Source organism: Achromobacter sp. (assembly GCF_057314935.1).
On sequence record NZ_DBHKZA010000100.1, the window covers coordinates 1 to 19048 of the forward strand.

General features: G+C 64.3%; 14 protein-coding genes. 7 read left to right on the forward strand and 7 right to left on the reverse strand.

What is annotated here, in order from left to right; all coding sequences use genetic code 11:
- From ACO6D5_RS26240 to ACO6D5_RS26250, 3 genes are all read left to right on the forward strand, one after another.
- On the forward strand, positions 1–3137 hold a 3137-nt coding region (locus ACO6D5_RS26240; RefSeq protein ID WP_485827007.1), incomplete at its 5' end, for an Ig-like domain-containing protein.
- A 105-nt stretch (positions 3138–3242) separates the two neighbouring features.
- Positions 3243–3926 (forward strand): transglutaminase-like cysteine peptidase, encoded by a 684-nt coding sequence (locus ACO6D5_RS26245; RefSeq protein WP_315528359.1) that lies wholly within the window; start codon positions 3243–3245, stop codon positions 3924–3926.
- A 17-nt stretch (positions 3927–3943) separates the two neighbouring features.
- Positions 3944–5920 (forward strand): bifunctional diguanylate cyclase/phosphodiesterase, encoded by a 1977-nt coding sequence (locus tag ACO6D5_RS26250; RefSeq protein ID WP_485827008.1) that lies wholly within the window; start codon positions 3944–3946, stop codon positions 5918–5920.
- Between the two features lie 13 nt (positions 5921–5933).
- On the opposite strand, the gene ACO6D5_RS26255 is transcribed toward ACO6D5_RS26250, so the two are convergent.
- The 3 genes from ACO6D5_RS26255 to ACO6D5_RS26265 are packed head-to-tail and all read right to left on the reverse strand — an operon-like array spanning position 5934 to position 9286.
- Positions 5934–6761, reverse strand: a complete 828-nt coding sequence (locus tag ACO6D5_RS26255; RefSeq protein ID WP_315528361.1) for a M48 family metalloprotease — start codon at positions 6759–6761, stop codon at positions 5934–5936.
- 38 nt (positions 6762–6799) lie between these two features.
- Entirely contained in the window at positions 6800–7867 is a 1068-nt protein-coding gene (gene aroC / locus ACO6D5_RS26260; RefSeq protein ID WP_485827009.1) for a chorismate synthase, read from the reverse strand.
- Positions 7868–7903: 36 nt separating this feature from the next.
- Entirely contained in the window at positions 7904–9286 is a 1383-nt protein-coding gene (locus ACO6D5_RS26265) for an EAL domain-containing protein (RefSeq protein ID WP_315528364.1), read from the reverse strand.
- Between the two features lie 530 nt (positions 9287–9816).
- On the opposite strand from ACO6D5_RS26265, the gene ACO6D5_RS26270 reads away from it, so the two are divergent.
- Positions 9817–11787 (forward strand): EAL domain-containing protein, encoded by a 1971-nt coding sequence (locus ACO6D5_RS26270; protein ID WP_485827010.1) that lies wholly within the window; start codon positions 9817–9819, stop codon positions 11785–11787.
- Positions 11788–11795: 8 nt separating this feature from the next.
- Positions 11796–13346, forward strand: a complete 1551-nt coding sequence (locus ACO6D5_RS26275; protein WP_485827011.1) for a sensor histidine kinase — start codon at positions 11796–11798, stop codon at positions 13344–13346.
- A 27-nt stretch (positions 13347–13373) separates the two neighbouring features.
- Here the strand turns inward: ACO6D5_RS26275 and ACO6D5_RS26280 are convergent, their stop codons facing one another.
- The 3 genes from ACO6D5_RS26280 to ACO6D5_RS26290 all read right to left on the reverse strand — a co-directional run bounded on the left by ACO6D5_RS26280 (position 13374) and on the right by ACO6D5_RS26290 (position 16163).
- Positions 13374–14093, reverse strand: coding sequence for a response regulator transcription factor (locus ACO6D5_RS26280; RefSeq protein ID WP_035212861.1), 720 nt, complete (start codon positions 14091–14093; stop codon positions 13374–13376).
- 214 nt (positions 14094–14307) lie between these two features.
- Positions 14308–15795 carry a protein adenylyltransferase SelO gene (locus ACO6D5_RS26285; protein ID WP_485827012.1) on the reverse strand — a complete coding sequence of 496 codons (1488 nt, stop codon included), beginning with the start codon at positions 15793–15795 and terminating at the stop codon, positions 14308–14310.
- Positions 15792–16163: a DUF2069 domain-containing protein gene (locus tag ACO6D5_RS26290; RefSeq protein WP_315528372.1), complete on the reverse strand. Its 372-nt coding sequence runs from the start codon at positions 16161–16163 to the stop codon at positions 15792–15794. The genes ACO6D5_RS26285 and ACO6D5_RS26290 overlap by 4 nt, the downstream gene beginning before the upstream one ends.
- Positions 16164–16180: 17 nt before the next feature.
- Here ACO6D5_RS26290 and ACO6D5_RS26295 point away from each other — a divergent pair, with 17 nt between their 5' ends.
- Positions 16181–17494: a YihY family inner membrane protein gene (locus tag ACO6D5_RS26295; RefSeq protein ID WP_485827013.1), complete on the forward strand. Its 1314-nt coding sequence runs from the start codon at positions 16181–16183 to the stop codon at positions 17492–17494.
- A gap of 37 nt (positions 17495–17531) precedes the next feature.
- Positions 17532–17990, forward strand: a complete 459-nt coding sequence (locus tag ACO6D5_RS26300; protein WP_042792875.1) for a CBS domain-containing protein — start codon at positions 17532–17534, stop codon at positions 17988–17990.
- A 52-nt stretch (positions 17991–18042) separates the two neighbouring features.
- On the opposite strand, the gene dusA is transcribed toward ACO6D5_RS26300, so the two are convergent.
- A partial coding sequence (gene dusA / locus ACO6D5_RS26305) for a tRNA dihydrouridine(20/20a) synthase DusA (protein ID WP_485827014.1) occupies positions 18043–19048 on the reverse strand: 1006 nt, incomplete at its 5' end.

Genomic DNA, 19048 nt, shown 5'->3' on the forward strand with positions numbered 1-19048 from the left:
ACACCATCGCTGGTGATGATGTGATCAACGCCACTGAAAAGACCAAGACGATCCCGGTTACCGGTACCGTGGGTGGCGACGCCAAGGTCGGCGACACCGTCACGCTGACCGTGCATGGCAAGACCTACACCGGTCAGGTCGTGGACCAGGGCGGCGGCAAGCTCGGCTACAGCATCAACGTGCCCGGCTCTGAACTGGCGCAGGACTCCAACGTCCACGCCTCCGTCTCCGTCACCGACCCGGCCGGCAACACGGCGTCGGCCGCAGCTGACCGTCCGTACACCATCGACGAGGCGCCTGTCGCGGCAGGCGGCAACACCGTCACCGGCAACGAAGACCAGCCTTTGGGTATTACGTGGAACGATTTGAAGATCACGGACGACTCGCCCGCCTCCCAACTGGGCATCAAGATCACCGGCCTGCCTGAATTCGGCAAGCTGCAGTATCTGGATGCCACGGGCAACTGGGTGTCGGTGACGCAAAATCAGGTGATCAGCAAAGCCGATGTCGACAATGGCAAGTTGCGCTTCATGCCTGCGGCCAACGAATCCGGGGCCGACGGTTATCACAACCCGGGCGTGGGCAACATGCATGACGACTACGCCCACATCAAGTTCCAGCCCGTGGATGGACAGAACACGGGCTCTGAAGTAACCCTGACGGTCGACATCAACCCTGTCGCGGATGCGCCGATCATCACGCTGAGCCTGGGCAAGCCTGAACAGACCACGACGGGCACCCAGATCATTGTTGATGGTGGCTCAAGCGGTGGTGGCTTCACCATCGAAGGCGGCGTCGTGACTGGCGGCACGGGTGCGAAGGTCTGGAACAACCCCAAGGAAAACGGCGGCAACCTGAATGGCAGCGCCTCGGTTCGCGACATCTTCGTGCTGGGTGATGCAAGCGGCCACTTGACCGCCGCCACGCGTCCGAACAGCATCGACGGCAACGGCAGCTCACTCAGCGATGCCAAGGACTACATCTATCTGGGTCTGTCCAAGGGCAACTACAGCATCACGGTCGCCAGCGATCACCGCTACAACGGTGGCGGGTACGACGGCATCATGATCACCGACCTGGAAACCGGCGTTACGTTCGGCCCCATGAACAACATCGAAGACATCATCTTCGGTGACGGCAGCACGTACAGCAACGACGGCAGCACGACCGTGCAGACGGTCACGGAGGGTTATGAGACCTATGCAGTCAACCTGACCGTCGAAGCAACGGACAAGGATGGCAGCGAATCGTTGTCGCCTGTGACGTTGACGGGGTTCCCCCCGGGCGTCACCTTCAATCATGGCGCTTCTGATGGCCATGGCGGATGGGTGGTCGCGCTGAAAGACCTGGGTAGCCTGACGATGACCGTTCCGTCGGGAAGCGGCGCGTTTGATCTGCACGCCGCGGTCACGTCGACCGAAAGCATCGGCGGGGGCAGCGCTACGTCTGAAACCGACGTCAGCGTCACGACCTACAACGTGATGACGGGTTCGACCTACAACGACACGCTCACTGGCACCGAAGGCAATGACATCATCATTTCCGACACCCAGGGCTTGCAGATCGTTCAAGGCCACAACTACAACCTGGCCTTCATGGTCGACACGTCGGGCAGCATGGGCGACACCGCCATTGCAAACGCACGAGAGTCGCTGATTACGGTCTTCAAGACGCTGATTGCCAGCGCGCAGCAAGGCAATGCGGGAACCGTAAACGTATTCCTGGTCGACTTCGACTCGGGAATCAAGGGCAACGTGGGCGTCAGCCTGAAGGACCCCTTCGCCCTCGACAAGTTGATGGCTGTCCTCAATTCGCTGCAGTCCGGCGGCGGCACCAACTACGAAGCGGCGTTCCAGGCAACGGCGTCGTGGTTCAACGGTGCCCAGGCCAAGGGCAACACTGACGCCACCAACCTGTCCTACTTCATCACGGACGGCAAACCGACGCTTTACTACTCGACCAACGGCACCAGCAACCCCGTCGTCACCGACTCGTATTCGGGTACCGACCGCTCGCTGAGCTACTACCTGACGAACTACAAGATCGGCAATGTGGTGAAGGATGCCAGCGGCAATACCGTCATTGACAGCGATGGCCGCGTGTCGATGTATACGCAGTCCCGCTTTGGCGGCTGGTCCCAGACCAAGATCGGTGTGATGTCCGCGGACGCCAATGGCGTCTATACGTACCGGGCACTGGGCGGAACGGGTAATACCACCGATTCTGCGACGACAGCCGACTCGCTTGCCGCATACGCGGCACTCGCCAAGCTGTCTACCGTCGAGGCCATCGGGTTGGGCAGCGAGCTGAGCAAATCCGACCTCAAGAGCTACGACAGCGACGGCAATGTGCAGACCAACCTGGACGCTTCCGACCTGGCCAGCGCCATCCTCGGGACCAACACGGTGCTTCCGTCCGGCGCGGACCACGTCAATGGCGGCGCCGGCAACGACATCTTGTTTGGCGACGCCATCAGCTTCGGTTCGCACGGCAGCGGCGTGGCCGGCCTGGAATCCTATGTCGCAGCCAACCTGGGCAAGAGCGTCGGAAGCCTGACCAATCAGGACATCCACAGCTATATCACGCAACACAGCGCCGACTTCGACAAGTCCTCGGCGTCGGACGGCAACGATACGCTGCTTGGCGGCGCCGGTAACGACATCCTCTTCGGCATGGGTGGCGACGACCGGCTGGAAGGCGGCACCGGCAACGACACGCTGTACGGTGGCGCCGGCAACGACACGTTGATTGGTGGTCAGGGCAACGACACGCTGATCGGCGGGGCCGGTAGCGATACCTTCAAGTGGGAACTGAATGACCAGGGCACTATCCCTGCCCCGGCGATCGACACGATCAAGGACTTCTCGCTCGCCAAGGCTGCTGACGGCGGCGATATCCTGGATCTGAAGGATCTGCTGCTGGGCGAGAAGGACAGCACGCTGACGCAGTACCTCAATTTCCACAAGGAAGGCAACAACACGGTCATCGACATCAACACCAAGGGCCTGATCGGCCTGGGTGCGGACCAGAAGATCGTGCTGGAAAACGTGGACCTGACCGGCAACAACACGCTCAGCAACCAGGCCATCATCAATGACCTGCTCTTGAAGGGGAAGTTGAACGTCGATCACAACTAATCCGTAGAAACCAGAGGCGCGGCCGGCAACGGTCCGCCCTCTGCCAGCCAGCATTTTTTCTCCCGCCACGTCTGCGAGAGTCGGAAAAATGTGAAAATCCGTTTCATGTCTTCGACTCACCGTTTCCGCGGCTCGCTGAACCTGTGCCGACTGGTGTTGCTGTGCCTGGCTTGCGTCTGGGGCGGCAGCTTCGCCCTGGAAGTCAGCACCGACCGGCTGCAAAGCCTGGCGGCCAGCCGCTATGGCGCAAAGGGCGCGAAGTCGGTGGGAAGCTGGTTGCAGCTGCTGCGCAACCCGCCGCCGGCCCTGGAACGGGACAAGCTGACGCTTGCGAACGACTTCTGGAACCGCGCGCTGCTCTCGGGCGAAGACCAGACCATCTGGGGGCAAGCGGACTACTGGGCCACTCCGCTGGAATCGTTGGGCAAAGGCGCCGGCGACTGCGAAGACTATGTGATCGGCAAGTACTTCACCTTGCTGTCGATGGGTGTTCCCGCGAACAAGCTGCGCTTCATCTACGTCCGTGCGCGCGTCGGCGGTCCCGCCAGCAGCAGCCAGGTCGCCCACATGGTGCTGGGCTACTACGAAACCCCGAATGCCGTCCCGCTGGTGCTGGACAGCCTGATTTCAACCATCCTTCCGGCGACGCAGCGTCGCGACCTGACGCCGGTCTTCAGCTTCAACGCCGACGGCGTCTACGTTGACGGCAAGCCCGCCGCGCCGGTTGACCGCCTCAGCCGCTGGCGTGATCTACTTCAACGCATGGAACGGGAAGGCATACGCCCCTGACCGCCGGAAACAAGACTATGTCCATACTTCGACAGCTACTGCTCAGCGTTACCCTTGCGATCGGCGTCATTCTGCTGGGCACCTTGGCGCTCAGCGTCAACTCCGCGCGCGAATACCTGTCTGGCCAGTTGCAGGTGCAGAGCACCGATGCCGCCGTGTCGCTGGCGCTGTCCTTGTCGCAGCCTGCCAACAATGACCCTGTCCTTCAGGAACTGCTGGTGTCGGCGCTGTACGACGGCGGCCATTTCTCGCTGGTGCGCCTGGCCGATCCCGAAGGCAAGGTGCTGATCGAACGCAAATCGGACGCCACCCCGAATTCGGTTCCCGCCTGGTTCCAGAAGCTGGCCCCGCTGGACACGCAACCGGCCAGCCACGCGGTCAGCGACGGCTGGCGCCAGATCGGCGAAGTCACCCTGATCGCCAACGACGCCTATGCCTGGGAAGCCTTGTGGCGCAGCAGCCTGAAGATGATCGCGCTGGTCGTGGGCGCGGGCGTCCTGTGGGCCGTGTTCGCGTTTGTGCTGGTGGGCTGGATCAAGAACCGCCTGCTTCGCGAGATCAGCGACCACGTCCGCAGCATCGGCCAGGACACCCCGCCCGAGCAGGTGGAGGCCCGCGTGCCCGAACTGTCCGGCGTCGTGCAAGCCTTGAACCAGACCCGCGAACGCGTGTATGCCAGCGTCGAAGAGCAGAACGCCAAGATCGAATCGCTGGAACTGGAGCTGAACCAGGATCCGGTCACCGGTCTGCCGAACCGCAAGTACTTCGTCAACGAGTTCCGGCGCGCGCTGGAAGCGCCGACGGCCGCCGCCGGTCAGTCCGCATCGCGTTCCATCGCCGGCGGCCATGTGCTGGTCTTCCGTCAGCGGGATCTGGCGGACCTGAACCGCCATATGCCCCGCGAGTTCATCGACCAATGGCTGCGCGCCGCGTGCCAGCGCATTCAGGGCACGCTCAAGAGCTTCAATGTCGCCACGCCGCTCCTGGCCCGGCTGAACGGTTCCGATTTTGCGCTGCTGCTGCCCGGCTGCGCGGCCCCGCAGGCGATGATGGTCGCCGAACAGTTGCGGGCGGACTTGCACGCTTCGCGCATCCCGGTTGGTGAAGGCCACCTGTGCCGTTGGGCGCAGGCCATGACCGATTACGGGTCAGGCAATCAGGCAGGCCCGGTGCTTGCGCGCCTGGACTTCGGCTTGATGCGGGCGGAAAGCGCCAACAACGATCAAGTCGTCATCGCGGGCGCGACCGACATGCAGTCGCCGTCGGAATCGGGCGAACGCGCCTGGAAGGACGCCATCCTGACAGCGCTGGAGAAGAACCAGTTCGAACTGGCGACCGAACCGCTGCTGGCTGCCGACGGCCGCAAGGTCCGTACGGAAGCCATGCTGATGCTGCGTACGGCACCCGACCAGGTGGCCATTCCCGCCACGCTGTTCATCCCGCCCGCCGTGCGGCTGGACCTGGTGGCCGATTGCGATCTGGAGTCCGTGCGCCTGGGTCTGGAATGGCTCGTGGCCCACGAAGGCCAACTGGCCATCCGGGTCGCCCTGCCCTCGTTGCGAGGCCAGAAGTTCTTCCGCCAATTGGCGCTGCTGCTGACGGAACATCGCGGGCTCGCCTCGCGCCTGTTCCTGGAGATCGATGCGCACGGCCTGGTGGAATGCCACGAGCAGATCGCCACGCTGGCGCGCGTGGCGTCGGAATTCGGCGCGCATATCGGCGTACGCCGCCTGGCGCAGCAGTTCGGCGCGGTGGCGCAACTGCACACCCTGCCCTTGTCCTATGTGAAGCTGGGAGGCGGGTTCGTGGGAGGCATGTCGCAAAGCCCGGGCAGCCAGCAGCTGACGGCCTCCGTGCTGGAAACCGCACGCGCCCTGAACATCGCGGTCTATGCGGAAGACGTGCCCGATGCCGAAACGCGGCGCATCCTGTCCGAACTGGGCATCAGCATCATGCGCGGGCCGGGAGTCAAGCCGGCGGCCAGCGCAACCTGACCGCAGGGCCGCGTTATTTCTTGGCCTGCTGATACAGCGGCAGCACCTGCTGCGCCGCCGCCTGCAGGTCGCTGATGCGCGATTCGGCCGAGGGGTGCGTCGACAGGATTTCCGGCGGCGCATTGCCGCTGTCGGCCGCGCCCATCTTCTGCCACAGCGTCACCGCGGCACGCGGGTCGTAGCCCGCCCGCGCTGCCAGTTCCACCCCCATGCGGTCCGCTTCGGTCTCGTGCGTGCGGCTATTGGGCAGCGTGAACATCACGCTCGTGAGTTGCCCGCCCAGATCTGACGCGGCGTTGGAACCGGTCGCGATCGACAGCACCTGCAATCCCAGGTTGGTGGCCATCTGCTGAGAAACGCGCTCGCGAGCGTGCTCGCGCAGTGCGTGGGCGATTTCGTGGCCCAGCACGGCAGCCAGCTCGTCGTCCGTCGGCTTGATCTTGGCAAGCAGGCCGGTGTAGACGGCGATCTTGCCGCCGGGCATGCACCAGGCGTTGATCTCGTCGCTGGACAGCACGTGCACTTCCCATTTCCAGCCGGAAGCGTCCGGGCGGAAGATGCCTGCCTGCGCGATCAGCCGCTGAGAAATGGCGCGCACGCGTGCCACCTGCTGCGCGTCGCGGTCCAGCAGCCCCTTGGCTTGAGCCTGTTTCAGGATGTCGGTGTACTGCTGGCTGGCCTCTTGCTCCAGCGCTTGCGAAGGCACCAGGCTGGACATGTATTGCGTGCGGTTGACGCCGATGGCGCCGGACTGCGTGGTGTTCATGCCGGTGCAGCCCACCAGGGCCGCCAGCGCAAGCGCCGCGGCCGTGCCGCGCAATAGATGACGTTTACGGTTCATGTCGGTCTCCAGCAGACGATGGCAGGAACGCCCGCGCGTCAGAGCGGATCGCCGCACTGGCCGCGATGGCGCAGCGCATGATCGATCAGCACCAGCGCAAGCATGGCTTCGGCGATGGGCGTGGCGCGGATGCCGACGCAGGGATCGTGCCGGCCCAACGTCTGCACCATGACCGGCTCGTTCGCGCGGTTGACCGAGCGGCGCTCGACGCGGATGCTGGACGTGGGCTTGATGGCCAGGGATACGGTAATCGGCTGGCCCGTCGAAATGCCGCCCAGCACGCCACCGGCGTGGTTGGTCAGGAAACCGTCGGGCGTGATCTCGTCGCCGTGCTCGGACCCGCGCTGCGCGATGCAGTCGAAGCCCGCGCCGATGGACACCCCCTTGACGGCGTTCAGGCCCATCATCACGTGCGCGATGTCGGCGTCCAGGCGGTCGTAGATGGGTTCGCCCCAACCGGCCGGGAGGTTCTCCGCGACGACTTCAATACGCGCGCCGACCGAATCGCCGTCACGGCGCAACTGGTCCATATAGGCTTCCAGTTCCGGAACGACCTCGGCATTGGGCGCGTAGAACGGGTTGTTGGGAACTTCATCCCATGACAGGAACGGGATCGCGACCGGGCCCAGCTGGCTCATGTAGCCGCGCACTCTCACGCCGTACTGCTCGGCCAGCCATTTCTTGGCGATGGCGCCGGCCGCCACGGTGGGCGCGGTCAGGCGGGCGGACGAGCGGCCGCCGCCGCGCGGATCGCGTACGCCGAATTTGCGCCAATAGGCGTAGTCGGCGTGCCCCGGGCGGAAGGTGTCTGCAATATTCGAGTAGTCTTTGCTGCGCGCGTCGGTATTGCGGATCAGCAGGCCGATCGGCGTGCCCGTGGTGACCCCTTCATAGACGCCGGACAGGATCTCGACCTGATCGGCCTCCTGGCGCTGCGTGACGTGGCGCGACGTGCCGGGACGGCGGCGGTCCAGTTCAAGCTGGATGTCGGACGCGTCCAGGCTGAGCCCCGGGGGACAGCCATCCACGACGCAACCGATGGCCGGCCCGTGGGATTCGCCGAAATTCGTGACGGTAAAGAGGGTACCTAGGGTATTGCCGGGCATAGGAAGTCAACAGGTCGGATTTGCGAGCAACCCCGATTATGACACCGCCGAAGCCAAAGCCTGGATTTCCGAGGCCGGCGCAGGGCGTCCCAGCAGGTAGCCCTGCATTTCCCTGCAGCCCAGGGACTTCAGGATTTCGCGTTGGCCTTCGGTTTCGACGCCTTCGGCCACGACCGGCAGGCGCATCGCCTGGCACAGGCCGAACAGCGCGGACACGACTTCACGGCTGCCGGCGTCTGACTCCAGCGCCGAAATGAAGCTGCGGTCGATCTTCACCCAATCGATGGGCAGGTGGCGCAGGTGATTCAGGCTGGAATACCCACAACCGAAATCGTCCAGCGCCACGCCGATGCCTTTGGCGCGCAGCGTGTTCAGGATCTTGACGTGCCGCTCGTAGTGCAGGATGAAGATCGATTCCGTGATCTCCAGCACCAGCTTGCTTGGCGACAGCCTTGTCGCCGCCAGCACGTCGGACACCAATTGAACCAGACCATCCTCGTTCATCTGCTTGACCGACAGGTTCACGTGGACCCGCCAGGCCGGCGGCCACAAGGCGGCTTGCGAGCACGCCCGTTCCAGAATCCAGGCGCCCAACGGAACGATCAGCCCGCTGCGTTCGGCCAATTCGATGGTGACTGCCGGCGACACGCTGCCCAATACGGGGTGGTGCCAGCGCAGCAAGGCCTCGCAGCCCTGCACCACTCCGGTTCCGCTGTCGCAAACGGGCTGGTAGAACAGTTCGAACTGTTCCATGGCGGGCGTGGTCAGCGCCAGGCGCAAGTCGTTTTCCAGGCCTTGCTGGTCGCGGTGCCGTGCCAGGAGCCTGAAATCGAACAGATTCCACCCAGGGCCGCCCCGCTCTTTCAGCGGAACCATCGCCACTTGCACGCAGCGTTGCATTTCTTCAACAGTACGCCCGTGGTCGGGGTACAACGCAGCCCCGACCCGGAAAACGGCAATCAGGGGACGCCCCCCCAGTTCATACGGGGCGCTCAGGTCTTCCAGCAGCTTGGCCGACACCTGCGCCGCCCCCACTTCGTCCACTTCTGGCACGCAAAGGGTGAAGCTGTCGATGCCGGTGCGCGCCACCATGCCGCCCAAGGTGCGGGTGATCAGGCCCAGGCGGTTGGCCACCTGCACCAGCAGCGACTGGTCTTCGCCTGCGCGCAGCATGGCGCTGATCTCGGCGTACTGCTCGAAACTGACCAGGAAAAAGGCGCCCCGGCGTGCCGGCCCTTCCGTTTGGGCCAGCCAGGCGCGCGCGCGGCGATGCAGCTCCTGCTGACTCAGGACGCCGGTCAATTCGTCGCGCGTCAGTCGTCCACGCAATGCACGTTCCCTGCGGACGAAAAACACACTTATCGCCGCAAGTGCGCCTGCGAGCGTCAGGCACAGTGCGAGCAGGTAACTCTCACGCACGGAGCCCCCTATCTAGAAACCCCTGGCGTTGCGGTCCAAGAAAGAACCCAAGGGCTGTAACATTTTTTAAATTATGCATTATTTTCGCAAAAAAACGCCACACTTCAGAGGCAACGCGCCTCTTTTCCTTGAAATCCTAAGGCTCTCTGATTGCTCGTGGATGGTCATAACGGTCCCTGGATAGCGTTCGCTGGCCGATCCATAGATCCATGCCCTACCCTTACTACGACAGCCAAAGCCCAAAAATTAATACGCCCTGTCTCAATAGTTCTCAACCGGGCAATTATCACGCTCGAAATAATTGCACAGGTTGTCTGATGTCGTAGCGAATTTCGTAATATTCTGTACGTTCTGTGACATGCCGAATTACAGTGTAAGCGGCGCCACTGAGGTATTAGTAACGTGTGTCACGTTTCTTATCCAGGTTTTTTCCCGTCGGGCACGTTCGATGCCCGATGTCCCCTTTCATCGGCCGCCCGGCAACCCTCCTCGCGAGTTCGCCTGCCGTCCAAAAAGGGAACCCCAAACACATGTCGACATTCCGCCGATTACTTTTTTGCACCGCCCTCCTGGTCGGCTTCATCCTGCTCGGCGCCCAGGCGCTGGGGATGTTTGCCGCCCACCGTTATCTGAACGCGCAACTCGCGCAGCAAAGCGAAGGCGGCGCCACTGCCTTGGCGTGGGCACTCTCGCATGCCACGGCCAACCCCGTCGAACGGGCGGCGTTGGCCGATGAACTATTCGAACAAGGCCTGTACGCGGTGGTCCGCATTGCCGATGACGCGGGGACCGTCCTCGCCGAGCAACAAAAGCGCCCGGGCGCCGCGGCCAAGGACGGGGACTGGCGCAACGCCTGGCTGAGCGTGCAGGCGCCCGCGGTGTCACGGCCTTTCACCTCGGCCGATGGTGCCGTCCGGGGCACCGTCACCGTGCAGGCGGATACGCGGCTGGCGCGCGACACGCTGTGGCAGGGCGGCGTACGGATCTTGGGGCTGGTGCTGGTTGCCGGTGTCTTCTGGGCGCTATTCGCCTTGAACCTGGTCCGCTGGATCGAGCTCCGGACCTCGCGCGACATCTGCGAACGCGTGCGCACCCTGGACCCCGGCAACCGCACCGCGCTCACGGGATCATGTGAACTGGCAGGGGTGGACCAGGCGCTCGTCGACGCGCAACGCCGGGTGGCTGCCACGGTCGAAGAACAGAACGCGAAGATCGAATCCCTGCAAAGCGAGATTTACCGCGATCCCGTCACCCGCCTGCACAACCGCAAGTACTTCATCGATCAGTTCCGGCTGGCGTTGGCGGACAAGACGCCGGATGCCGGCGGCCATATCCTGATGTTCCGCCAACGCGATCTGGCCCAGATCAACCGGCACTTGTCGCGCGCCTTCACGGACCAGTGGCTGCGTTCGTCCTCGGACCGTTTGCGCAAGCTGGTAGCGGAATTCGGCGGGTCGTCTGCGCAGATCGCGCGCATCAGCGGCTCGGACTTCGCGCTGTTGATGCCGCGCACGTCGGCGCCGCAAGCCAGCCTGCTGGCCGAACGGGTCCGCCGCGAACTGCGTGCGCTGCGCGTGCCGATGGACAAGTACGGCTGGTGCCGCTGGGCCCTGGCCATGGCCGCCTTCGCCCCCGGCGACAACATGAGCGATATGCTGGCCCGCCTGGACCACGCCCTGATGTGCGCCGAAAGCGCTGACGACGACCAGATCACGCCGGCCAGCCAGGCCGCAGACAGCACGCGCATCGGAGAATACAGCTGGCACGACGCCCTGGCCACCGCCCTGGAGCAACATCGCTTTTCGCTGACGATCCAGCCGCTGCATGCCCTGTCCGGCGCGCTGCTGCACCACGAAGCCAGCCTGACGCTGCACGATACGACAGGCGGAGATCCGGTGCCCGCCTCTATCTTCATGCCGCCCGCTGTCCGGCTGGGACTATCGGCGGAATGCGACATCCAGGCCATCCGCCTGGGGCTCGACTGGTTGTTCACCCACACCGGCGCACTGACCGTGCCCGTGTCCCTGGCCTCGCTGGCGCAAACGTCCTTCCTGTCTCGATTGGACAGGATGCTCGCCGACCGCCCCGCCCTGACCACGCGCCTGATCATCGAAGTCGACGCCGCAGGCCTCGTCGATCAGGGCGGCGATCTGCGCCAACTGTGCGACATCGTCACCGCGGCGGGCGCCCGCACGGGCATCTCGCGGCTGTCGCAGCAGTTCGGCGCCATGGAACACCTGCATGAATATCCGGTGTCTTACCTGAAACTATGCGGCAGTTTCATCACCGGCCTGCTGCAAAGTCCGGGCAGCCAGCACCTGGCCGCCACCGTAGTGGCCACCGCCACGACGCTGGACATGGCCGTCTACGCTGAAGACGTCCCCGATTCGGCCACCCAGCAAATCCTTGAAAGCCTCGGCGTCCGCGCAATGCGCGGGGCTGTCGTAAACTTCTCGCAAATGCGCGACCTCGCGCCGGATCACCAATGGGTTCCTAGTTGACGGAAGGATTGTTTCTTCGCACCCGCTGGCGTTTTCGCCATCACCGTGCGCGATGTGCCAACGCCGGATCGCGGGCGGCGTTCTCGCGGTTTGAAGCGCTGCTATGCGCCCTGTCCTTCGGCCTGCTTTGGCCGGGTGCCGTGCTGGCCTACGGTCTGAGCGGCTCTTACGAGGACATCCAGCTTGGCCTGACGGCCGGCGTCGCCATCGCCGGCGGCCTGGCATGCGCCGTCGCGTGGGGATACACCCGGGCATCCGTCTACGGCGCCGGCCTGGCCTTCATGCTGATCGAGGGCCTGTTCCGCTCATTGCCCGACTTGTTGCCGCCCGGCGCGTTGCAAGCGGGCTCGTTTGCAGCCCTGCTGGCCTTGACGGCCCCATTGCTGACGGGCCTGCCCCACGCCTTCAGGCTGGCGGCGGCCTGCCGCGGCCTGAGCATCGCGCTAGCAGCCGTGGCGGCGTTGGCGCTGATCTTCGTCTATGAAACCGACAACGGCTCGATTCCAGCCGTGATCGCCGGCCTGTGCGCGGTGCTGAGCGTGCCGCTGGCCGTCTGGTTCGCCGCGCGCGCCATCCTGCAGAAGACCGGCCGCGGCGTGGCGCTGGCAATGACGGGAGCTTATGCGGCGTCGGCATGGATGCTGGGGCACGATGCCTGGCAATCCAACGGTGCCGATACCGCCGGCACGCCTATCGAACTGGCGCGCCTGTTGCTGGTGGGCGGCGCCCTGCTCGGTCTGGCGCTAGCGCGCCAATCCCCGGTGCACGGCACAGCAAGCCGCCCGGGACATGACCCGGCTGACGTGGAGCATCTGGCCCAAGGCGAATTGCGGCTGGCCGAACTGGCTGGCGCCCTGGATACGCAACGCCAGATGAACGCGCTGATTTCCCACGAACTGCGCGCGCCGCTGGCGACCATCAGCGCGGCGGCCCAATCGCTGGACATGATCCTGTCCGACAGCGGCGAGGCCGTCGACAACCGGCTGGCCCGCATTCACCGCTCGGTTTCGCGGATGACCGAACTGATGGACCAGTTGCTGAACCAGGACCGCCTGGGCGAGCAGGCCTGGACGCCGCGCGGCGAACACACGGACCTGGCCGAGCTGGCTCGTGATGTCGTGACGGCGATGCAGCCGGATACCGCGCATGCGTTGATGATGCAAGCCGACGGCACCCTGCCCGTGTTTTGCGACCGCCCGCTGACCAGCGTGGTGGTGCGCAATCTGATTCACAACGCCATCAAGTATTCGCCCGCCAATGAGCCCGTCAGGATCGAAACCGGCCAGGCCTGTCCCGACGGCGTCCAGATGGCGTGGTTGGCTGTCATTGACCGCGGCCCCGGCATCGGGGAAGAGGAACAGGCACGGATCTTCGAGCCCCATTTCCGGCGCTCCGCGCATCGCGAGACTCAGGGCATGGGCATCGGGTTGTATCTGGCGCGCCGCATCTGCCAGAACCAGGGCGGTTCGCTGACCATGCAAAGCAAGGTCGGAGTGGGCACGCGTTTCATCATCACCCTGCCGGCCCAGGCCCCTGCGACTCAAGCCCGGGCGAGTTAGCCGGGCGCGGGGCAACACCGGCGGGTGTCAGGCGGCGAAAACGTAGCCCTGGCCGCGCACCGACAGCACAGGCAGCTTCAGGCCGGCGCTTTGCGCCTTGGCGCGCAGACGGCTCACCAGCACGTCAATGCGGCGCAATTCGAAACCACCCGGGCTATCCGGCAGGAACAGTTCGGCCAGCACCTGTCGGCTGACGGCGCTGCCCGCCGCATCCATCAAGGCCACCAGAAAGGTCCGTTCCTGGGCGCTCAGGTGCAAGGAGGCGCCGTCGGGCGCAACCAGGATCCAGCCGCCGTCCTGCAAGGACCAGGTGCTGTCCGCCGAGGCGCGCGTTTCCGCGTCCGCCGGACGGGGCGCCTTGGCCAGGCGCATGCGCCGGGCCAAGCTGCGGATGACGGAGCTGAGCTCCAGCAGGTCCACCGGCTTGGTCATGTAGACATCCGCGCCGCCCTCCAGGCCGCGCACGCGGTCTTCCAGCGCGCTGCGCCCCGTCAGCATGACGATGCCCACGGGGCTCAATGCCCGCAAGCGTGTCGCCACGGAAAAACCGTCCTCTCCGGGTAGGTGCGCATCCAGGATAACGATGTCGCACGGCTGCTCCTGCAAGCGGCGATAGAACGCCGCAGCATTGTCACAAGCAAACGCCACCCGAAAACCGTAGCCGCCCAGGCCTAATGCCAACTCCTCCCGGAAGTCAGCATCATCCTCAAGCAGACCGATACATAGCAAACCATCTGCGCCAGGCATATTCAGAGTGCTTTATATTGAAAATTGTCGACAAATGCCCCAAGGATGCAGCCAGCCATCCTGAGTGTCCCGCAGGCGACAATCTTACGAGATTTACAATGGAAACGAATGATTGCAGTGAAAAAAACCGCGATATTTCACTCTCTTTCACGCCTTTTTCACGTAAATCCCAAGATCTTGGTATGCGTTTTCCTGCGATTACCGCCGAAACGCGTCAAGAAGAGCAGCTGACTTCAAGGCTGCCCGCCCAATCCGGCGGCAGCCCAGCGTAGCGCTCATACCCTGCCTGGGCCACGAAAGGCGCCCGCAGCAACTTCATCAACGTGTCGATTTCGCTTGCATCGCCGGCCTTTGCCGCCCGGATGGCCTCTTCCGCCAAATGGTTGCGCAGGACGTATAGCGGATTGACGCGGTTCATGGCCTGGGCGGTTTCCTCAGCAGGCCGGCCATCTTCTGCATGGCGCGCCAGCAGGCGGTCCAGCCAGGCGGAGGCCGCCTGACGGTCAATGAACAAATCCTGGAACGCCGCACGCTCGCCCAGCACGGCGTCGGCCAGGCGCCGCCAGGACAAGGTGAAATCGGCCCGGTTGGCGTCCATCAGCTTGAGCAGATCATCCAGCAGCGCCTCGTCGGCCGGCCGCCACGCGGTCAAGCCCAGCTTGGCGCCCATGCGGTCGTGGAAGGCCCGGGTGAAAACCGCTTCGAACTCGTCCAGCACGGCGCGCAGGCCTTCGACATCCTGCACCAGCGCGTGCAGGCTGCCGCCCAGCCGGTACAGGTTCCACAGCGCCACCGACGGTTGCCGGTTCCAGGAATAGCGCCCTTCCGAATCCGAATGATTGCAGACGTGCCCCAGACGGAAGCCGTCCATGAATCCATAGGGCCCGTAATCCAGCGTCAGCCCCAAGATGGACATGTTGTCGGTATTCATCACGCCGTGGCAGAAGCCCACGGCCTGCCAGTCCGCCATCAACAGCGCCGTGCGCCGGGTGACCGCGCGCAGCAGATTGATGTAGGGCGCGGTTTCGCTCAGGGGCTCGCCCGCGATCGATTCACGGCATTCAGGGTAAAAGCGGTCGATGACGTAGTCCGCCAGCGTCTTCAGCAGCTCAGGCTGGCGGCGCGACGACCAATGTTCAAAGGAGCCGAACCGCACGAAACTGGGCGACATCCGCGTCACGATGGCGGCGGTTTCCACGGTTTCCCGCATGACTGGATCATCAGACACCACCAGCGCCAGCGCGCGCGTGGTGGGGATTCCCAACCCATGCATGGCTTCGCTGGCCAGGTATTCCCGCACCGACGAACGCAGGACGGCCCGGCCGTCCCCCATCCGCGAGTACGGGGTCATGCCTGCGCCCTTCAGTTGCAGCTCCCAGCCGCCGTCAGGCCCTTCAACTTCGCCCAGCAAATGGGCACGCCCATCGCCTAACTGGCCGGCCCATACGCCGAATTGATGCCCGCTATAGACGGCGGCCAGCGTGTCCCCGCCGGGCAAGGGCTGCGAGCCCGAGAACACGGCAAGGAATTCCGGCGTGGACAATGCCGCGGGGTCCAGCCCGATCAGCCCGGCCGCCTCGGCATTGGCGTGGAGCAGGCGCGGATGGTTCAGCCCCTGCGGCGTCAGCCGGGTGTAGAACGCTTCGGGCAATGCCGCAAACGAATTGACGGCATGCAGTTCGGACAGGGAATGGGAGGTCATGCGCGTTGGCTCCGGGCGGCCCGCTTGGCGGGGCGCACATAGAAAATGGCGCTAAGGAAGAAAGTGGCCGACAGGATGATCTCGCCCCACGCCATCAGCACGGAGAGCGGTGCCGGGTCCGACATGGCGCGCACCGTGCCTTCCATCAGATACAGCAGCGACAACATCGATGCCCACTGATAGGTATAGAGGTTTCCGCGCAGGATGCCGCGCAGCGGAAACGCGAGGGGCAGCGCTTTCAGCAGCATCCACGAACCGCCCGGCCGCACCGGCGCCACCACGGTTTCCCAGGTGACGCACAAGACGATCAGGGCGAACAGTGAAACCGAGGCCAGCAGGCGCAAACGGGGGTTGAGTTCAGGGTTCATGCTGCTATTATCGCCTGATGAATCGCCCCGCCGAGCCTGACGCCGCTATGCCGGCGGCCACCGAGCCCTCGACTTCGCGCTCTTCATGGGCCGCGAGGGCCGGACGCGTCTTCCGATTCACGGTGCAGCGCGCCAACGAAGAAAAGCTGCTTCAGGTCGCCTCCAGCCTCACCTTCACCACCGTCCTGGCCATCGTGCCCATGCTGGCGGTGGTGCTGTCCTTGTTTACCGCGTTTCCGGTATTCCAGGAATTCCGCGTCGCCCTTGAAGATTTCCTGACCAACAGCCTGATGCCGCCGTCCGTCTCGGACAACATCATGGAATACCTGAACCAGTTCGCGCGCCAGGCCTCCCGCCTGACCGCCATTGGCGGCGCGTTCCTGCTGGTGACTTCCCTGCTGCTGATCATGACGATCGACCAGGCTTTCAACGACATCTGGCACGTTTCGCGGCAGCGCCCCCTGCCGCAACGGGCGCTGGTGTACTGGGCCATCATCACGCTGGGGCCAGTCCTGGCGGGCGCCAGCCTGTGGGCGACCTCTTTCGTGGCGCGGGAATCTTTGGGGCTGGTGGCGGACGTGCCCGAAGCGATCAGCGTGGCCATTTCCTTCATTCCCCTGATCCTGACCGCGCTGGGCTTTGCCGCGCTGTTCGTCGTGGTGCCCAACCGCGAAGTGCTGTGGCGCGATGCGCTGGTGGGCGGGTGTGTAACGGCCATCGTCCTGGAAGTCATGAAATCCGGGTTTGCGTATTACCTGACCCGGTTTCCCACCTACACCATCATCTATGGGGCGTTTGCCACGCTGCCGATCTTCTTGCTGTGGATCTACCTGTCGTGGCTGGCCGTCCTGCTGGGCGCCACGCTGGCCTCCAGCGCGCCCCTGATCCGGCTGGGCCGCTGGGAGATCAACCGCTACGCCGGCGCGCAATTCGTCGACGCCCTGGACGCGCTGCGCGCCCTGCGCCGCGTGCAGTCCGCCAATCCGCCGGGCCTGCCCGCCAATGAGCTGGCCTCGCAATTGCACCTGCACCAGGACGAATTGAACGAGGTCCTGGAAACGCTGAACACCATGGGCCTGGCCACGCGCAGCCCCGAAGACAACTGGGTCTTGACCTGCGACGCGCGCGAAACCTCGTTGGCGCCGGTCGTCGACAATTTCCTGCTGGACCGCACTCAGCCCCGCGTCCGCGACGATCCCGAGATATTGCGAGTCGCTTCAGCCGTAATTTCCCAGCAAAATACGCCTACGCTGGAAGAACTGTGCGGAGAAGCGCAGAATACCGAAAATGGAATCGCTCCAATATTGCAATTGGAAGCGAACAAGAAATAGCAAATGCATTCGGGCGTAGTCCGCCCAGGAGGAACCGATGTTGAAGGTCAGCGAGATTTTGCGCGTCAAGGGCGATACGCTCTATACGGCGTCGCCCGACATGCCTGTGTCCCAGGCCGTGCAAACCATGAGCGAGCAGGACATAGGCTCGCTGGTGATCATGGAATTCGGCACCCTGACCGGCATGCTCACGTTCCGCGAAATCATCCGCCACATGCACGCCCATGGCGGCGCCGGCGAAACGACCATCCGTTCGATCATGGATGACGCGCCGGTCAGCGTGTCGCCCAACACCAGCGCCGACGAAGTGCAGCGCCTGATGCTGGAAAAGCACGCGCGCTACATTCCGGTCATGGACGGCCCGACCCTGATGGGTGTGATTTCGTTCTACGACATGGCCCAAGCCATCGTGGCGGCCCAGCAGTTTGAAAACAACATGCTCAAGGCCTACATCCGCGATTGGCCCACGGAAAGCGCCGAACCGGCCAAGTCCTGACCGCGTTCCGGGACTGCCCCGCGGCGCCCGCCGCGGTAGCTATCCCTTTGGCCTACACCCCTGCCGGCGCCGCTTCGAATGCGGCGCCGCGCATTTCTGGCGCCTGCCGCTGGCTGCGCCAGGCGTCATAGATCAATTCGGGGTTGTTCGCGGCAAGCAGCGCCGGATCCGAAAGCATGCGGCGCCACCGGCGCGCGCCCGACTGCCCGTTCACCAGGCCCAGCATCGGCCGCGTCATCACGCGCAGTGGTACACCCTTGGCGACCTGGCGCGCCACGTATTCGGTCATGGCGTCCACCACTTGCGCGTCGCTGGGCAGCCGGACTGACGGCCACAACTGCAACGACACTTCGGACAGCACGCGCGGGGTGTGCCAGGCGGCCCGGCCCAACATCACGCCATCAAACTCGTTGGCAGCCCGGACAGATTGCTCGGCATCGGCCAGCCCGCCATTGAGCACGAACGTGCAATCGGGAAAATCCAGCTTCAGCTGCTTGACCACGTCATAGCGCAACGGCGGGATTTCACGGTTGTCCTTGGGCGACAGGCCCTTGAGCACCGCATTGCGGGCATGGGCGATGAACACCCGGCATCCCGTGTCGTAGATCTTGCCCACGAAATCCCGGACGAATGCGTAGGATTCCTCGTAGTCCAGCCCCAGGCGGTGCTTGACGGTAACCGGGATATCCACGGCATCCTGCATGGCCTTCATGCAATCGGCCACCAGCGCCGGTTCCGCCATCAGGCAGGCGCCGAAAGCGCCCTTCTGCACGCGTTCCGAAGGGCACCCGCAGTTCAGGTTGATCTCGTCATAGCCCCATTGACGGCCCAGCTTGGCCGACTGCGCCAAGGCGTCGGGTTCGCTGCCGCCCAGTTGCAGGGCAACCGGATGCTCGGCTTCGTCGAAATCGAGGTGCCGCGATACGCTGCCGTGCAGCAGCGCACCCGTGGTGATCATTTCCGTATACAAGCGTGCGCGGGGGGCCAGCAGCCGATGGAAATAGCGGCAGTGGCGATCGGTCACGTCAATCATCGGGGCGACGCACAGCCGCCAGTCG